The 16,137-nt window shown below is 65.4% G+C and carries 17 protein-coding genes; 5 read left to right on the top strand and 12 right to left on the bottom strand.

The genetic code is table 11. The features are described from left to right. The first annotated feature begins 36 nt into the window (after nt 1-36). Genes BTH_RS10400 through BTH_RS10390 form a run of 3 tightly spaced genes read left to right on the top strand, consistent with a single transcriptional unit; the run spans nt 37 to nt 2,746 of the window. The gene (locus tag BTH_RS10400; protein WP_011401483.1) at nt 37-879 is read left to right on the top strand and encodes an FTR1 family iron permease; all 843 of its coding nucleotides are present in this window, start codon (nt 37-39) and stop codon (nt 877-879) included. Then, nucleotides 876-2,276 (top strand): 4Fe-4S binding protein, encoded by a 1,401-nt coding sequence (locus tag BTH_RS10395; protein WP_009893963.1) that lies wholly within the window; start codon nt 876-878, stop codon nt 2,274-2,276. Before BTH_RS10400 ends, BTH_RS10395 begins: the two co-directional genes overlap by 4 nt. A 59-nt stretch (nt 2,277-2,335) precedes the next feature. Next, nucleotides 2,336-2,746, top strand: a complete 411-nt coding sequence (locus tag BTH_RS10390; RefSeq protein WP_011401482.1) for a GlcG/HbpS family heme-binding protein — start codon at nt 2,336-2,338, stop codon at nt 2,744-2,746. A 296-nt stretch (nt 2,747-3,042) separates the two neighbouring features. Here BTH_RS10390 and hemP read toward each other — a convergent pair whose 3' ends face one another. From hemP to BTH_RS10375, 3 genes are all read right to left on the bottom strand, one after another. Next, nucleotides 3,043-3,225 (bottom strand): hemin uptake protein HemP, encoded by a 183-nt coding sequence (hemP, locus tag BTH_RS10385; protein WP_009893960.1) that lies wholly within the window; start codon nt 3,223-3,225, stop codon nt 3,043-3,045. A 227-nt stretch (nt 3,226-3,452) separates the two neighbouring features. Then, nucleotides 3,453-3,938, bottom strand: a complete 486-nt coding sequence (locus BTH_RS10380) for an SRPBCC family protein (protein ID WP_009893958.1) — start codon at nt 3,936-3,938, stop codon at nt 3,453-3,455. A 118-nt stretch (nt 3,939-4,056) separates the two neighbouring features. Then, on the bottom strand, nt 4,057-4,929 hold the full coding sequence (locus BTH_RS10375; RefSeq protein ID WP_009893956.1) for a pirin family protein: 873 nt from the start codon (nt 4,927-4,929) through the stop codon (nt 4,057-4,059). A 123-nt stretch (nt 4,930-5,052) separates the two neighbouring features. Between BTH_RS10375 and BTH_RS10370 the strand changes: the two genes are divergently transcribed. Then, a complete protein-coding gene (locus BTH_RS10370) occupies nt 5,053-6,018 on the top strand; it encodes a LysR family transcriptional regulator (RefSeq protein ID WP_009893955.1) in 966 nt (321 codons plus the stop codon). Nucleotides 6,019-6,383: 365 nt separating this feature from the next. Here the strand turns inward: BTH_RS10370 and BTH_RS10365 are convergent, their stop codons facing one another. The 9 genes from BTH_RS10365 to BTH_RS10325 all read right to left on the bottom strand — a co-directional run bounded on the left by BTH_RS10365 (nt 6,384) and on the right by BTH_RS10325 (nt 13,781). Next, on the bottom strand, nt 6,384-6,812 hold the full coding sequence (locus BTH_RS10365; protein WP_011401478.1) for an ExbD/TolR family protein: 429 nt from the start codon (nt 6,810-6,812) through the stop codon (nt 6,384-6,386). A gap of 13 nt (nt 6,813-6,825) precedes the next feature. Next, nucleotides 6,826-7,551 (bottom strand): MotA/TolQ/ExbB proton channel family protein, encoded by a 726-nt coding sequence (locus BTH_RS10360; protein WP_009893952.1) that lies wholly within the window; start codon nt 7,549-7,551, stop codon nt 6,826-6,828. A 36-nt stretch (nt 7,552-7,587) separates the two neighbouring features. Continuing rightward, nucleotides 7,588-8,322: an energy transducer TonB gene (locus tag BTH_RS10355; protein ID WP_011401476.1), complete on the bottom strand. Its 735-nt coding sequence runs from the start codon at nt 8,320-8,322 to the stop codon at nt 7,588-7,590. 227 nt (nt 8,323-8,549) lie between these two features. After that, nucleotides 8,550-8,789, bottom strand: a complete 240-nt coding sequence (locus BTH_RS10350; RefSeq protein WP_009893950.1) for a (2Fe-2S)-binding protein — start codon at nt 8,787-8,789, stop codon at nt 8,550-8,552. 134 nt (nt 8,790-8,923) lie between these two features. Next, nucleotides 8,924-9,790, bottom strand: coding sequence for a glutamate racemase (gene murI, locus BTH_RS10345; protein ID WP_009893948.1), 867 nt, complete (start codon nt 9,788-9,790; stop codon nt 8,924-8,926). A gap of 45 nt (nt 9,791-9,835) precedes the next feature. After that, complete coding sequence (gene bfr, locus BTH_RS10340; protein ID WP_009893946.1) at nt 9,836-10,312, bottom strand: bacterioferritin; 477 nt, start codon at nt 10,310-10,312, stop codon at nt 9,836-9,838. Nucleotides 10,313-10,467: 155 nt separating this feature from the next. Then, nucleotides 10,468-12,003, bottom strand: coding sequence for a fumarate hydratase (locus BTH_RS10335; protein ID WP_009893945.1), 1,536 nt, complete (start codon nt 12,001-12,003; stop codon nt 10,468-10,470). A gap of 39 nt (nt 12,004-12,042) precedes the next feature. Next, nucleotides 12,043-12,651, bottom strand: coding sequence for a TIGR00645 family protein (locus BTH_RS10330; protein ID WP_009893943.1), 609 nt, complete (start codon nt 12,649-12,651; stop codon nt 12,043-12,045). A gap of 230 nt (nt 12,652-12,881) precedes the next feature. Beyond that, on the bottom strand, nt 12,882-13,781 hold the full coding sequence (locus tag BTH_RS10325) for a DMT family transporter (RefSeq protein ID WP_009893942.1): 900 nt from the start codon (nt 13,779-13,781) through the stop codon (nt 12,882-12,884). Nucleotides 13,782-14,070: 289 nt separating this feature from the next. Here BTH_RS10325 and acs point away from each other — a divergent pair, with 289 nt between their 5' ends. Further along, nucleotides 14,071-16,053, top strand: coding sequence for an acetate--CoA ligase (acs, locus tag BTH_RS10320; RefSeq protein WP_009893941.1), 1,983 nt, complete (start codon nt 14,071-14,073; stop codon nt 16,051-16,053). The last annotated feature ends 84 nt before the right edge of the window (nt 16,054-16,137 follow it).

Raw genomic sequence — 16,137 nt, 5'->3', positions numbered from 1 at the left:
CACGTGCCGCGCGGCGGACGCCGGGAGGTAAAACAAATGGGTCAGATCTTGTTCATCGTCTGGCGGGAGAGCGTCGAGGCGTTGCTCGTCGTCGGCATCCTCTACGCATGGCTGAAGAACGGCGACGATGATGCGCGCCGCGGCTTGCCGTACCTGTGGGCCGGCGTCGGCGTCGGCCTGTTGATGGCGGTGGGCCTTGGCGCCGCGCTCGTCGGCTTCACCGAGGTGCTGTCGGGCGACGCGCAGGACTACTTTCAGACCGCGATGGTGCTGATCGCGTGCGTGCTGATCGTGCAGATGGTGCTGTGGATGAAGCAGCACGGGCGCACGCTCAAGCGCGACATGGAGCGCTCGCTGCAGAAGAGCACGCAGGACGCGAACTGGTGGGGCGTCGCGGTGCTCGTCGCGCTCGCGATCGCGCGCGAGGGCAGCGAGACGGTGATCTTTCTCTACGGGCTCGGCTTCGGCCAGTCGGGGCATGTCGACGGCAGCCAGATGCTCGCCGTGCTGATCGGCCTCGGGCTTGCGTTCCTGACGTTCTATGTGCTGCAGCTCGGCGGCAAGTACTTCTCGTGGCGGCACTTCTTTCGCGTGACCGAGATCATGCTGCTGTTCCTCGGCGCGGGCCTGTTCCAGACAGGCGTCGACAAGCTGATCGACAAGGAAATCCTGCCGCTCGGCATCGCGCAATTGTGGGATACGTCGGCGATCCTCGACGATTCGAGCACGTTCGGCTCGCTCGTGTCGACGCTGACGGGTTATCGCGCGCATCCGTCGCTGACGAATCTCGTCGCGTACGCGGCCTACTGGGCGTTCGTCTACCTGCTGATCAAGCGCGCCGCGCGCCGCCCGGCGGCGACTGCGGGGCGGCCGGCATGAGCGCCGTCGTCGGCCGACGACTCACGAGCCTCGTCGCGCAGGCCGGGCACTGGATGCAGCGTCACGGCGCGCTGATTCGCGGTATTCAGTGGGGCGTGGTGCTCGTCTACGCGTTCTTGATTCTCGTGCCGGCGTTCACGCCGCTGCCCGACGACACCGCGCATCTGTGGACCAATCTGACGCTCGCCGCGCAGTTCGTGTTCTGGGGCATATGGTGGCCGTTCGTGCTGCTGTCGATGGTGATGCTCGGCCGAGTCTGGTGCGGCGTGCTTTGTCCCGAGGGCGCGTTGAGCGAATTCGCGAGCAAGTTCGGCCGCGGCCGCGCGATTCCGCGCTGGATGCGCTGGGGCGGCTGGCCGTTCGTCGCGTTCGGCCTCACGACGATCTACGGGCAGATGGTCAGCGTCTATCAGTATCCGCGCGCCGTGTTGCTCGTGCTTGGCGGCTCGACGCTCGCCGCGATCGTGATCGGCTTTCTGTACGGACGAGAGAAACGCGTATGGTGCCGCTATCTGTGCCCGGTGAACGGCGTCTTCTCGCTGCTCGCGCGCCTTTCGCCGCTGCGCTACAAGGTCGACGAGGATGCGTGGCGCCGTTCGTACAAGAAGGGCGAGCACGGTCATCGCGTGATTCCGATCAACTGCGCGCCGCTCGTGCCGCTTCGCAACATGAAGGGCGCGGCGGCGTGTCACATGTGCGGCCGATGCAGCGGTCACCGCGGTGCGATCGAACTGACGACGCGCTCGCCGTCCGAGGAGGTGGTCGCGCTCGGCGACAAGCAGGCGAGCGGCTGGGACACCGCGCTCATCCTCTATGGTCTGCTCGGCGTGGCGATTGGCGCGTTCCACTGGACGGTGAGTCCGTGGTTCGTGCGGATCAAGCAGGCGCTCGCGGGCTGGCTGATCGATCACGACATCATGTGGCCGCTCGATACGAATGCGCCCTGGTTCATCTTCACGCACTATCCCGAGCACAACGACGTGTTCTCGTGGCTCGATGGCTCGCTCGTCATCGCATACATCACCGGCACGGGCATCGTGTACGGCACGGCGCTCGCCGTGCTGCTCGCCGGTGCCGTAGCGATGCTCGGCCGTTTCGAGCGCGTGCGGCTCCATCATCTCGCGCAAGCGCTGATTCCGCTCGCCGGTGCGGGCGTGTTCCTCGGCTTGTCGGCGACGACGCTTTCGCTGTTGCGCGCCGAGCACGTGCCGCTCGGCTGGGCGTCGGACGTTCGCATCGCGATTCTCGTCGGCGCGAATCTATGGAGCGCGTGGCTCGCCTGGCAGGTCACCGGTCGCTATGCCGGCTTGCCGCGGCGGTTGTTCGCGATGTTCTGGTTCGGCACCGCGCTCGCGGTGGTCGATAGCGCATGGTGGCTGATGTTCTGGGGATTCTGACGCGCTTCGAGCGGTATGATGCAGCCGTCGATAGGCGTGCATCGCGAAGGAGTGTCGAGATGAGAACCAAACCCGCTTTGACGAGCGACGACGTGAAGAAAATGGCGGCCGCCGCCGAGTCGTTCGCGGCCGCAAACCAGTGGGCCGTGACGGTCGCGATTTTCGACGACGGCGCGCATCTGCTGCATCTGCACCGCATGGACGGCGCCGCGCCGAGCACGGTCGAGATGGCGATCGGCAAGGGCCGTACGGCCGCGCTTGGCCGCCGCGAAAGCAAGGTCTACGAAGACATCGTGCTGCAGGGACGCCTGTCGTTTCTGAGCGTGCCGCTTGTCGGCCTCGTCGAGGGCGGCGTGCCGATCGTCGTCGAGGGCGAGACGATCGGTTCGATCGGCGTGTCGGGCGTGAAGTCCGAGCAGGATGCGGCCGTCGCCCGCGCGGGGATCGCCGCGTTGACCGACGCCGGTTGATCCGTCCGGCGCGGCATTGCGTCGCTCGCCCGTCTCGGCGTCGAGCTGATCCGCGAGCCGCGGTTCGCGTGTTTCGCGATTGACCGTGCCCGAACATTCACACAAACAAAAGCGACGCGTCCGGTGACGCGTCGCTTTTGTGTTTTACGCAGTGAGAACCAAAAAAAGCGGCTTGGCTTGCTGCAACGGCTGCTTGAATATGTTTGCACGAAGGGGTCTAGACTCGCGTGCAAGCCGTTGTGGCTGGCTAATGCCTAACACCTCTCGTAGAGGTGGTCCCCACAATACTCGGTTCGTTACTTCGTCAGGATCAGCTTGCCAAGGCGCGTGGCCCGCAGCTGATAGGTTTCGCCGTTATGCGCGATGCTCACGTGGCTCTGGCCTTGCAGCAATGCGTCGCTGCTCACCACGCGCTGCCCGGCGCTTGCGGCGGCGGCAGGTTTCGCGATGGTCTTTGCCGATTCGGCCGGCGTCGTCACCGCTGCTGCTTTGGAACGGCTGCCGGGTGCGGCACCGCCGGTGCGGCGCAACGTGAGCGTAGTAGAGCGCATAGGTTCGGTCATTCGGGCGATCGGTGAGTTGCGATTCGATGGAATGAATACTAAATGATAACCATTCCCATTTACAACGTATCTTTATCGATCGAAAACCGAATGCCGATAGGAAGAAGCGAAGAGGGCGACGGATGCACCGCCGCCAGCGGTTGTCAGTGCAGCGGGTCCGGGTCCTTGCGGCCTTGCGCGTATTCGCGAATCAGGCGAACGGTGTCGATGTCGGACGTGCGATAGGCTTCCTTCACGATCTCCTGCGTCTGGCGCGCGTCCGCGCTGTCGTTGCCGACGGGCAGCGTCGTCCGATACTCGAAGCGCAGGAACAATTGCTGACCGTCATGTTCTTCGATCGTCATCGTCAGCGACCCGCCGATCTCGCCGTCGGCAGCATGGATGTCGTAGCGGACCTGATCGTTCGGGATGAACGTCACGCGATCGCGTACCGTCGCGTTGCCATAGTGCAGCTCGCGCTCGAGCGTCGTTTCCGTGCGCTCGTGGACGATGCAACTGTCGAGGCCGATCACGAACAATTGCGGCTGCTCGGCGCGCAGCACAAGACCTTCCCACAGCTGCGCGCGAGTCAGCATCGGCAGGGCGGGGTTGTCGACGGCGTTAATCTGGATCAGATGTTCGAAGTTCAAAGCGGCGGATTCCTTCTGTAGTGCGGCCCGTGCCGGGCACGAGAAGATATTGTGACGCAAATCCGCGGCGGCGGCGGGGCTTCCGCCCTCCGCCGTTCGGCCAATGACGGGGCGGCGCCTACGCGGAAATGCGGCCCATCCGGCCCGTCTGATAATCGGCCACCGCGTCGCGGATCTCGTCCTCGGTGTTCATCACGAAGGGGCCGTAGCGCACGATCGGCTCGTTGAGCGGTGCGCCGCCGATCAGCAGCAAGTCGAGCGGCGTGTCGCCCGCAGCGAATACGGCGGTGTCGCCGTCTTCCGCGTACACGACAACATGGCGCGCGTCGACCGCAGTCCTGTTAGCGCCGTAGAACCCGCTGCCGTCGATCGGATAGGCGAATACGCGAAAGCCGGCCGGCACCGGCTGCTCGACGATCGCGCCGGGCGACAGCGTGAAGTGCTGGTAGAGCATCGGAGTGCGCGTCTCGATAGCCGCGCGTGCGCCGAACGCCTCGCCGGCGATCACCCGTGCTATCACGCGACCGTCGGGCGATTGGGCGGTCGGAATGCGCGCGGCCGGAACGTCCTGATAGCGCGGCGCGATCATCTTGTCGCGGCGCGGCAGGTTCACCCAGAGCTGGAACGCATGTGCGCGGCCGCCCCGGCGCGCGAATTCGGGGTCCGGCATTTCGCTGTGGACGACGCCCGAGCCCGCCGTCATCCACTGGACGTCGCCCGGGCCGAGCGCGCCCGCGTGTCCCGCCGAATCGCGATGGCGAAACCAGCCGTCGAGCACGTATGTAACCGTTTCGAAGCCGCGGTGCGGATGATCGGGCGCACCCTTCGCATCGCCCGGCGCGTAATCGACGGGCCCCATTTCGTCGAGCAACAGGAACGGATCGAAATCTGTCAGCAGGCGGGTTGGAAACGGGCGGTGAACCACGAAGCCGCCGCCTTCCGTCGTGCGAAGCGCAGGGTAGGTACGCTGGATCGAGCGGGCGATAGTCATGGGAGGGCTCTTGGAGTGACGGGAAATGACGTTATTCTTGCAACGCAAGGCTATTATATTGAGCGAATTGCCGATTAAATCCGCTCGATTCGCAATGGATCGTTGTGGAATTGGAACGATGAAATGACTATCGATGCACATAACCTGAACGACTTGATGTACTTCTCTCAGGTAGTCGAGCATGGCGGCTTCTCGGCCGCGGAACGCGTGCTCGGCATCTCGAAGTCGCGCCTGTCGCGACGGCTGACCGAGCTCGAGGCGACGCTCGGTGTGCGCCTGTTGCAGCGCTCGACCCGCAAGCTCGCGTTGACCGAGGCGGGCCAGCTTTTCTATCAGCATTGCCAAGCAATGTTGTCGGAGGCGCAGGCCGCGATGAACGCGGTGCAGCAACTGCGCTCGGCGCCGCGCGGCACGGTGCGCGTGAGCGTGCCCGTCACGCTGTCGCAGACGATGCTGTCGCGCCTGCTGCCGGAATTCCTGCGCCGCTTTCCGGAAGTGCGCGTGCAGATTCGCGTGACGAATCGCGTGATCGACCTGTTTGAAGATTCGATCGACGTCGCGCTGCGCGTGCGATCCGAGCCGCCGCAGAATGCGAACATCGTCGTGCGGCCGCTGTGGCGTACCGAGCAGATGCTCGTTGGCGCGCCGAGCCTGCTGCAGCAGAACGCGCCGCCTCTCGTGCCCGACGATCTGTCGAGATTCGATACGCTCGATACGCCGTCAGGCGACGGGCGGCACGTATTCAACCTGATCGCCCCCGACGGCACGCGCCATGCGCACGAGCACGAGCCGCGGCTCGTGACCGCCGATCTGATGACGATTCGCGAAGCCGTGCTCGACGGGGTCGGAATCGCCGCGCTGCCGGAATCGATGTACGGCAACGCATTGCGTGCGGGGCAATTGTCGCCGGTGATGCCGGGATGGACGCTGCCCGTGCCGCAGCTCTATGCGGTGTTCGTGTCGCGGCAGGGGATGCCGCCTGCCGTGCGCGCGTTCGTCGATTACCTCGTCGAGAAGCTCGACAGCGCGGACTACAAGGAGTCGAGTTGCCCGGAGCGCGGCGCGAAGGACGCGAAGATTTCGATCTGATGAAATCGGAAGATCGCGTGCGCATCGGTTTTGTCATTTGAAGCGCGTCATGCAATCGGTAGTTTCAATCGTCGGCCGCTTGAATGCGTGAACGGCTAGGCATATATTGGAATCCCATTTCGTGAGGGAAGGTGCCAAGCGAAACAAGGTGGCCGCATATGTTGCGAGCCAGATAGGGCAGACCGCGCAAGTCCGTGCAGACCACGGCATGTCGCATCGCGTTGCTCGATATGCAGCAGTCAGGCAGTCGGGTCCGCCGCCCGAAGGCGCCCGTGTGCGCATGAAAAAAGGCCTTCATCTGGCGATGAAGGCCTTTTACTTTATGGCCCGCGTGCGTTTGTCGCGCGCGGCGTAGGGCGCGATGCCTACTTCGCGTTCGACTTCGGCTCGGTCACGAAGCCAAGCTTCGTCAGGCCGCCTGCCTGCGCGGCGGACATCACTTCCGCGACGCGTTCATAGGCGACCTTGCGGTCCGCGCGCAGATGGAGCTCCGGCTGCGGGCTTGTCTGCGCGGCCTGCGCGATGCGCGCCTGCAGATCGGCCGCGTTCACCGGATGATCGTCCCACAGCACCGTGCCGTCGCTTTCGATGGCGACGTCGATCGTCTTGGGCTTCACCTCGACCGGCTGGCTGCTCGCGCGCGGCAGATCGATCTTCACCGCATGATGCATCGCCGGGATCGTGACGAGGAAAATGATCAGGAGTACGAGCATGACGTCGACGAGCGGCGTCATGTTGATCTCGTTCATCAAGCTGTCGTCGTCGTCATCGCCGAAGCTGGTGTTCATTGCCATTGCGAACCTCCGCTCAGTTCGCGCGCGCGGCGAGGCGCAGCCCGTCTCGCTGGGACGACGCGAGACGCGTGCCCGTCACGAAGTACGCGTGCAGGCCGTGCGCGAAGCGGCGCAGGCGGCTCACGACGCTCTTGTTCGCGCGCGTGAGCGCGTTGTAGCCGAGCACTGCGGGAATCGCGACGAACAGGCCGAACGCGGTCATGATCAGCGATTCGCCGACGGGGCCCGCGACCTGATCGATCGAAGTCTGGCCTGTCGCGCCGATCACGAGCAGCGCATGATAGATGCCCCACACGGTGCCGAACAGACCGACGAACGGCGCAGTGCTGCCGATCGACGCGAGGATCGCGAGACCGCCCTGCATCCGCGCGATGCCTTCGTCCATCGTATCCTTCAGGCAGCGCGTGACCCAGTCGGACACGTCCATCCGGTCATGCAGGTGCGGTTGCGTCTGATGGTGATGATCGGCGGCTTCCTTGCCGGACAGCGCGAGCGCGAGGAACGGATTGTCTTGCGACGACGATGCGAGGCCGAGCTTCTTCACGCCTTCGTCGAAATCGTCCGAATGCCAGAACGATTGTTCGGCGTCTTTCGACAGGCGCTTCAGGCGAATCACGTTCCAGCCCTTGATGACGATCACCATCCACGACAGGATCGACATCACGAGGAGCGCGATCGCGATGGAGCGTGTAACGAAGTCACCTTGCGCCCACACGTGCGCGATTCCGTAGCTTTGCATTTCCTTTCCTTGTTGTTTCTTTCGGTGTTGCTGAGATTAGTCGGTCAGAGTGAAGTCATAAGGCTGCGTGTAGGCGGCGCGCATCGGCTGTCCGTTTTGCAGATACGGCTGGCACGGCGACGAGCGGATCGCGTCGAGCGCCGCGTCGTCGAGGCGCGGAAAGCCGCTGCTCTGGACGACCTGCGCGCTTTCGATCTTGCCCGTCAGGCCGACGACGAAGCGAACCTTCACGACGCCCGTCTCGCCGCGCCGCTTCGACATCGACGGATAGGCGGCCCGCGCGATCTGGCAGGTCAGGTGTGCGCCTTCCTTCGGCGCGACGATCTCCATCGTCGGGCGGCTCGTCGGCGCGCCCGCGGGCGGCGCGGCCTTCACGCTCGTCTCGGCGGGCGCGGCTGGAGCGGGCGGCGCGGGTTCCGGCGCAGTGATCGCATTCGGCGCGGGCTCGTGCACGACGGGCAGCGGCGTCGGGCTCGGCTTCGCGACGGGACGGGGGGCGGGCGCCGGCTTGACCTTCGGGACGGGTTTGGGCGGCGTGGGAGCCGGCGCGGACCGGATGCCGACCGGCTGCGCGACGGGCGCGCTCAGCAACAGGGCGGTGATCGTCTTCGATTCGAGCGGACGGTGTGGCACGTCGTTGCGCATCAGCAGCGCGCCGGCGAGCAGGAGCGCGTGTCCGGCGAGAACCGCCACGGCAGCGGTGACGACGCGGGGATTCATACGGGAGAAGGCCGGCGCGGATGCGGCCGGCAGGGAATTCGAAACCTGCATGTTAGCTTCGTAGCGCGGCGGCGCGCGTGACGAGCGCCGCGAAGTGTTGCGTCACTTGCGGAAAATCAGCAAAGAGATGCACACGGTAGTCACGAATCCGATCAGCAATTCCATTACGGGCTCCTTCGCAGGTAGGCCGTTGGCTCGCGCGGGCAGGCTTGGCTTGCTGACGGGCTGGTTAAACGAAAGCACGGCGCGCGGCGCCGCGTGCGATCCCGGCACGCCGGTCAGGCCGCCTTGCGTTCGTAGAACGTGACGGGGACCGGCACGGCCGCGGGGGGCTCGACACCGCAGCGGCTCGCACAAACGCCCTGTTCCGCCATGATCTCGCGCACGGTTTCCTCGCACTTGCCGCAGCAGGTGGCGACCCCGAGTTCGAACTGGAGTTCTTCGAAGGTGTTCACGCCTTCCGCGAGGGATGCGCGAATCTTCCGATCGGAAACGGACTTGCACACGCAGACGATCATGATGGAGTGCGATAGCTAACGTTAATGCGAATTATTATCATTATATTTGTGCGGGTTGGCAAGCGCGGCTCCGGGTTTTTTGTAACAAAACCAGGTGCTTGGAAGGGGTTTCCGGGGAGGGCGCTGCCGCGTGGCTACGCCGGATCGGCGGCCGGCGCGGCCGTGCTGGGAGAGGAAATGGTGACGGATTCGACCGCCACGTCGAGGCCGAGCAGTGTCGCGGCAAGGGTTTGCAAATGCCGCCCGTCGCCCGTCGAGCAGAGGCGCGGCGGCGCCGGCCGGGACGAGGCGGGCGCGCGCAGCCCACGCTCGTCCAGGATGCGTGCGAGTTGGCGGGCGATCGCGTCGCTTGTGTCGATCAGATGCAGGCGGCTCGACGTCACGTCGCGGATCGCGGCGTCGAGGAACGGGTAGTGCGTGCAGCCGAGCACGAGCGTATCGGCGCCTGCTTCGAGCATCGGCTCGAGGAAGCCCGCGAGCTGCGCGCGCAACTCGGGCGAGCCGGTGTCGCCGCGCTCGATTGCCTCGACGAGGCCGTGCCCCGCCTGGCAAATGAAGCGGCAATCGGCTGCATGGCGCGCGATCAGCGCTTCGAAGCGCGCGCTGCGCAGCGTCGCTTGCGTCGCGAGCACGCCGGCGACGCGCGTCTTCGAATGCAGCGCCGCCGGCTTGATGCCGGGCTCGACGCCGACGAGCGGGATCGGCAGACGTTCGCGCACGACCGCGATCGACTGCGCGGTCGCGGTGTTGCATGCGACGACGAGCGCCTTCGCGCCCTGCGCGACGAGCCATTCGCCGATCGCGAGCGTGCGCTCGATGATGAACGCGTCGTCGCGCGGCCCGTATGGCGCATGGCGCGAATCGGCGACGTAGACGATCGCCTCGTCGGGCAGCCGCTCGCGCACCGCGCGCAGCACGGACAGGCCGCCGAGCCCCGAATCGAAGATGCCGATCGGCGAGCGGGCGGGCGATACGCGGGAATCGGGCGCGTGCGGCGTCATGCGGGCGATCGAGCGTGAATCGAATGAAATATCGGCGAGACGGAATTACTCCGGCGAACCCATCATCGACTGCTGATAGTTCTGAATGCCGACCTTGCCGATCAGGTCGATTTGCGTTTCGAGCCAGTCGATATGCTCTTCGGTGTCGTCGAGGATTTTCTCGAAGATTTCGCGCGACACGTAATCACGCACCGATTCGCAATACGCGATGGCTTCCTTGCACGTCGCCTGCGAGACCTGTTCGAGCTTCAGATCGCATTTCAGGATTTCCTCGGTTTCCTCGCCGATGAGCAGCTTGTGCAGATCCTGCAGGTTCGGCAGGCCGTCGAGCATGAACACGCGTTCGATCAGCCAGTCCGCATGCTTCATTTCGCCGATCGATTCGTCGTATTCGTGCTTGCCGAGTTTCTCGAGACCCCAGTGCTTGTACATCCGCGCATGCAGGAAATATTGATTGATCGCGGTCAGCTCGTTTTTCAACTGCGCGTTCAGATATTCGATGACTTTCTTGTCGCCTTGCATGTTCGTTCCTTGTGACGTGTGGGGGCTTGAGTTCCTGAACGATAAACGCTCGTTCGCGAAAAGCCAAGGGCGAATCCGTTCGATATCCGAAAGGTGGAACGGGTTCGCCGCATCAAAAAGGCCGGATTGAAATCCGGCCTGAAAATCATTCCTATTTACGCGCTCGCGACCGGAATCTTGCCGATCTTCGCTTGCCACTCCTTCGGCCCCGTCTGATGGACCGACGTGCCCTGCGAATCGACCGCGACCGTCACCGGCATGTCCTGCACGTCGAACTCGTAGATCGCTTCCATGCCGAGATCTTCGAACGCGAGCACCTTCGCGCCGCGGATCGCCTTCGACACCAGATACGCCGCGCCGCCGACCGCCATCAGATACGCGGCCTTGTGCTTCTTGATCGCGTCGATCGCGACGGGGCCGCGCTCGGCCTTGCCGACCATCGAGATGAGGCCCGTCTGCGCGAGCATCGTCTCGGTGAACTTGTCCATGCGCGTGGCCGTCGTCGGGCCTGCCGGGCCGACCACTTCGTCACGCACCGGATCGACCGGGCCAACGTAGTAGATCACGCGGTTCTTGAAGTCGACGGGCAGTTGCTCGCCCTTGGCGAGCATGTCGGCGATGCGCTTGTGCGCGGCGTCGCGGCCCGTGAGCATCTTGCCCGACAAGAGCAGCGTCTGGCCCGGTTTCCACGATGCGACTTCTTCCGGCGTGAGCGTGTTCAGGTCGACGCGCTTGCTCGTCTCGGTGTTCGGTTCCCATTGAACCTTCGGCCATGCGTCGAGCGACGGCGCCTCGAGCTTCGCCGCGCCCGAGCCGTCGAGCACGAAGTGCGCATGGCGCGTGGCCGCGCAGTTCGGGATCATCGCGACGGGCTTCGAGGCCGCATGCGTCGGCGCGGCCATGATCTTCACGTCGAGCACGGTCGCGAGGCCGCCGAGGCCCTGCGCGCCGATGCCGAGCGCGTTGACCTTCTCGTGCAGCTCGACGCGCAACTCCTCGACCCAGTCCTTCGGGCCGCGCGCGATGATTTCCTGGATGTCGATCGGCTCCATCAGCGATTCCTTCGCCATCAGCATCGCCTTCTCGGCGGTGCCGCCGATGCCGATGCCGAGCATCCCCGGCGGGCACCAGCCCGCGCCCATCGTCGGCACGGTCTTCAGCACCCAGTCGACGATCGAATCCGACGGGTTCAGCATCACGAACTTCGACTTGTTTTCCGAGCCGCCGCCCTTCGCCGCGACCTGCACGTCGACCTTGTCGCCCGGCACGATCTCGTAGTGGATCACGGCCGGCGTGTTGTCCTTCGTGTTCTTGCGCGCGCCCTCGGGCGGGTTGACGATCGATGCGCGCAGCACGTTGTCCGGATGCGTGTAGCCGCGTCGCACGCCTTCGTTGATCATGTCGGTGACGCTCATCGTCGCGCTGCCGTTTTCGCTTGCCCAGCGCACGTCCATGCCGACCTTCACGAAGATCGTGACGATGCCCGTGTCCTGGCAGATCGGTCGCTTGCCCTCCGCGCACATGCGGCTGTTCGTCAGGATCTGCGCGATCGCGTCCTTCGCGGCCGGGCTCTGTTCGAGCTCGTATGCGCGGCCGAGCGCCTGGATGTAGTCGAGCGGATGGTAGTAGCTGATGTACTGCAGCGAATCCGCGATGCTCTGGATCAGGTCTTCCTGTTTGATGACGGTCATGGCTGAGGCTCAGTGAGGACGGTGGGTATGAGAATCGACTCAGGCCGACTGTTGCGCCGGCTCGCGCGGCGCCGACGGGTCCGTCGACGCTTCGTGGAAATGCTGGGGGTGCGTATGCGTCGTCAGGCGGTCGACCCACGCCATCACGAGCGCCGACACGAGGAACGCGACGTGGATCAGCACCTGCCACATGATCGCGTGCGTCGTGTGCTGGTCCGGGTTGATGAACGTCTTCAGCAGATGGATCGACGAGATGCTGATGAGCGCCATCGACAGCTTGACCTTCAGCACGCCCGCGTTCACGTGATCGAGCCACTCCGGCTCGTCGGGGTGGCCCTCGACGCCCAGGCGCGACACGAAAGTTTCATATCCGCCGACGATCACCATGATGAGCAGGTTCGAGATCATCACCACGTCGATGAGGCCGAGCACGGCGAGCATGATGTTCGTCTCGTCGAGACCCGTCGCGTGCGACAGCAGGTGCCAGACTTCCTTCAGGAACAGGAACACATAGATCGCCTGCGCGACGATCAGGCCGAGATAAAGGGGAACCTGCAGCCAGCGGCTCATGAAGATGACGGCGGGCAGCGGGCGCATCTTGCGGCGGGCCGGGCGGGCGGCGCGCGGATCGGTCGGGGCGGCGGACATGGTCGGGCGAAGCGGGGATGCGGGGATATGGAGCGTTTTTGAAAAAAAGCGCGTTATTGTAACGCGTCGGCCGGGCCGCTTGCAGCGGCGCGGCATCGCGGCGGGCGGCGCGGATGAGGCATGGGGCGGCGCGAGGCGGCCGCGCGCCCGCGGCGTGCGCCGTCGCGATGCGCTTCAGTGCGCGAACGAGGCGCGCCGCGCGAACGGGAAGCCGTGGGCGTGGCGCTTGCTCAAGGCGAGACGGGCGGCGAGCGCCGCACGCGCAGGCTCGCGAGCACGATGCCCGTCACGACGCACGCGAGCGCGAAGCCGTGCGCGAGCGTCGGCCGTTCGCCGAGGAACAGGATGCCGTAGATCGCGGCCGAGATCGGCAGCACCGCGCTGAACACGCCGGCGAGGCTGCCCGGCACGTGACGGATGCCCTTCATCCACAGCCAGAACGAGAAGATGCTCGCGGACAGGCCGTACCAGACGACAAGCGCCCAGATGCCCGACGGCACGCTCGCGTAGTCGAAATGCCAGAGCGCGCCCGCGCCGAGCGGCAGCATCAGCAGCAGGCCGAACAGGTGGGTGTACGCGCAGATGTCGATCGGCGCGAGCGTCTGCGTGAGGCGCCGCGACAGGATCACGTAGATCGACTCGCAGCAGACCGCGCCGAGCATCAGCAGGTTGCCGGCGAGCGAGCTGGCGTGCGCACCGCCTTCGCTCGCGGTGCCGTTCGCGACGTTGATCGTCACGACGCCGACGATCGCGAGCGCGATCGACACGAGCGCACGCCCGTTCGGTTTTTCGCGCAGGAAGAGCCATGCGAACAGCGCGACGACGGCCGGAATCGTGCTCGTGATGACGCCCGCCGCGACGGCGCTCGTGCGCTGCGCGCCGTTGAGCATCAGCAGCGTGAACATGAACGTGCCGAAGAACGCCTGCAGGAACAGGTTCAGCCATTCGCCGCGCTTGACGGTGCGCATCTTGACAGGGCTGAAGAGCGGCCAGAGCACCGCGTTCGCGATGACGAAGCGTAGCGTGGCGAGGAGGGTGACGGGAACGAAGGCGACGATCGATTTGCCGATGCCGACGTTGCTGCCGACGAGCAACATCGACGCGATGAGAAAGAAAGCGTAGCGATTCAAGCTGGAATCCGGGCGACGAGTTAGTTAGCATTGTAGGGTCGCGTGAAAGCCAGCGTAAAGCAGCGTCGGGGCGCTCGCCGCGTAAGTGACGGGTAAGTTCCGGCGCTTATCGTGAAAGCGTCTGCATCGGTTTGCCGCGGCCGTCTCGCGTGGTGCGATGCAGCATCGCGCGTCGTATGGGCCGTATGCGGCGCGCAGGGTGGGAGACAGGCGCGTCGCGCGCCAATCAGACACGGCGCGCCCGATCGCGCCGGCAGTAGTGGGTTCCATGTTCACCAAGGGGTAGTCGATGTCTGCGATTGAATCGGTTCTGCACGAACGCCGCCAGTTCGCGCCGCCCGCCGCCGTGGAGAAGGCGGCAGCCATTTCCGGCATGGCGGCTTATCGGGCGCTCGCCGAAGAGGCTGAGCGCGATTACGAAGGATTCTGGGCGCGTCTCGCGCGTGAGACGCTCGAATGGCGCAAGCCGTTCGGCAAGGCGCTCGACGAGACGAACGCGCCGTTCTACAAGTGGTTCGACGACGGCGAGTTGAACGCGTCGTACAACTGCCTCGACCGCCACGTCGCCGCCGGCCTCGGCGAGCGCATCGCGGTGATCTTCGAGGCCGACGACGGCACCGTCGCGCGCGTGACCTACGCCGATCTGCTCGCGCGCGTGTCGCGCTTCGCGAACGCGCTGAAGAAACGCGGCATCGGCCGCGGCGACCGCGTCGTCATCTACATTCCGATGTCGGTCGAAGGCATCGTCGCGATGCAGGCGTGCGCGCGCATCGGCGCGACGCATTCGGTCGTGTTCGGCGGCTTTTCGTCGAAGTCGCTGCACGAGCGCATCGTCGACGTCGGCGCGACCGCGCTCGTCACGGCCGACGAGCAGATGCGCGGCGGCAAGACGCTGCCGCTCAAGAGCATCGCCGACGAGGCGCTCGCGATGGGCGGCTGCGACGCGGTGAAGACCGTCGTCGTCTATCGGCGCACGGGCGGCAACGTCGACTGGCACGCGGGCCGCGACGTCTGGATGCACGAGATCGTCGCGAACGAGTCCGACGCGTGCGAGCCCGAGTGGGTCGGCGCCGAACATCCGCTGTTCATCCTGTATACGTCGGGCTCGACCGGCAAGCCGAAGGGCGTCCAGCACAGCACGGCCGGCTATCTGCTGTGGGTCGCGCAGACGATGAAGTGGACGTTCGACTGGAAGCCTGACGACGTGTTCTGGTGCACGGCCGACATCGGCTGGGTCACGGGGCACTCGTACATCACGTACGGGCCGCTCGCCGTCGGCGCGACGCAGGTCGTGTTCGAGGGCGTGCCGACCTATCCGAACGCGGGCCGCTTCTGGAAGATGATCGGCGACCACAAGGTTTCCGTGTTCTACACCGCGCCGACGGCGATCCGCTCGCTGATCAAGGCGGCCGAGGCCGACGAGCACGTGCATCCGAAGAGCTACGATCTGTCGAGCCTGCGGATCATCGGCACGGTCGGCGAGCCGATCAATCCGGAAGCGTGGATCTGGTATCACAAGAACGTCGGGCAGGAGCGCTGCCCGATCGTCGACACGTGGTGGCAGACCGAAACGGGCGGCCACATGATCACGCCGCTGCCGGGCGCGACGCCGACGGTGCCGGGCTCGTGCACGTTGCCGCTGCCGGGCATCATGGCCGCCGTCGTCGACGAGACCGGCCAGGACGTGCCGAACGGGCAGGGCGGCATTCTCGTCGTCAAGCGTCCGTGGCCGGCGATGGCGCGCACGATCTGGGGCGACCCGGAGCGCTTCAAGAAGAGCTATTTCCCCGACGAGCTCGGCGGCCGCCTCTATCTGGCGGGCGACGGCACCGTGCGGGACAAGGAAACCGGCTACTTCACGATCATGGGCCGCATCGACGACGTGCTGAACGTATCGGGGCACCGGCTCGGCACGATGGAGATCGAATCGGCGCTCGTGTCGCACGAGCTCGTCGCGGAGGCGGCCGTCGTCGGACGGCCGGACGACACGACGGGCGAGGCGGTCGTCGCGTTCGTCGTGTTGAAGCGCTCGCGGCCGGAAGGCGAAGAGGCGGCCGCGCTCGCGAAGACGCTGCGCGACTGGGTCGGCAAGGAAATCGGGCCGATCGCGAAGCCGAAGGACATCCGTTTCGGCGACAACCTGCCGAAGACGCGTTCGGGCAAGATCATGCGGCGCCTGCTGCGCTCGCTCGCGAAGGGCGAGGCGATCACGCAGGATACGTCGACGCTCGAGAACCCCGCGATCCTCGAGCAGCTCGCCGAAGTGCGCTGAACGTGCCGGAGCGCGGCGCGCCGCCGAATGCGCGCCGCCCGAGCCCCTGCGCGGCAATCCCGATTGCTCGCGCAGGGGCTTTTT

Source organism: Burkholderia thailandensis E264, assembly GCF_000012365.1.
GTDB classification, from domain to species: domain Bacteria; phylum Pseudomonadota; class Gammaproteobacteria; order Burkholderiales; family Burkholderiaceae; genus Burkholderia; species Burkholderia thailandensis.
The sequence above is the reverse complement of the archived record's forward strand: the minus strand, read 5'-3'. Positions and strand labels throughout refer to the sequence as shown.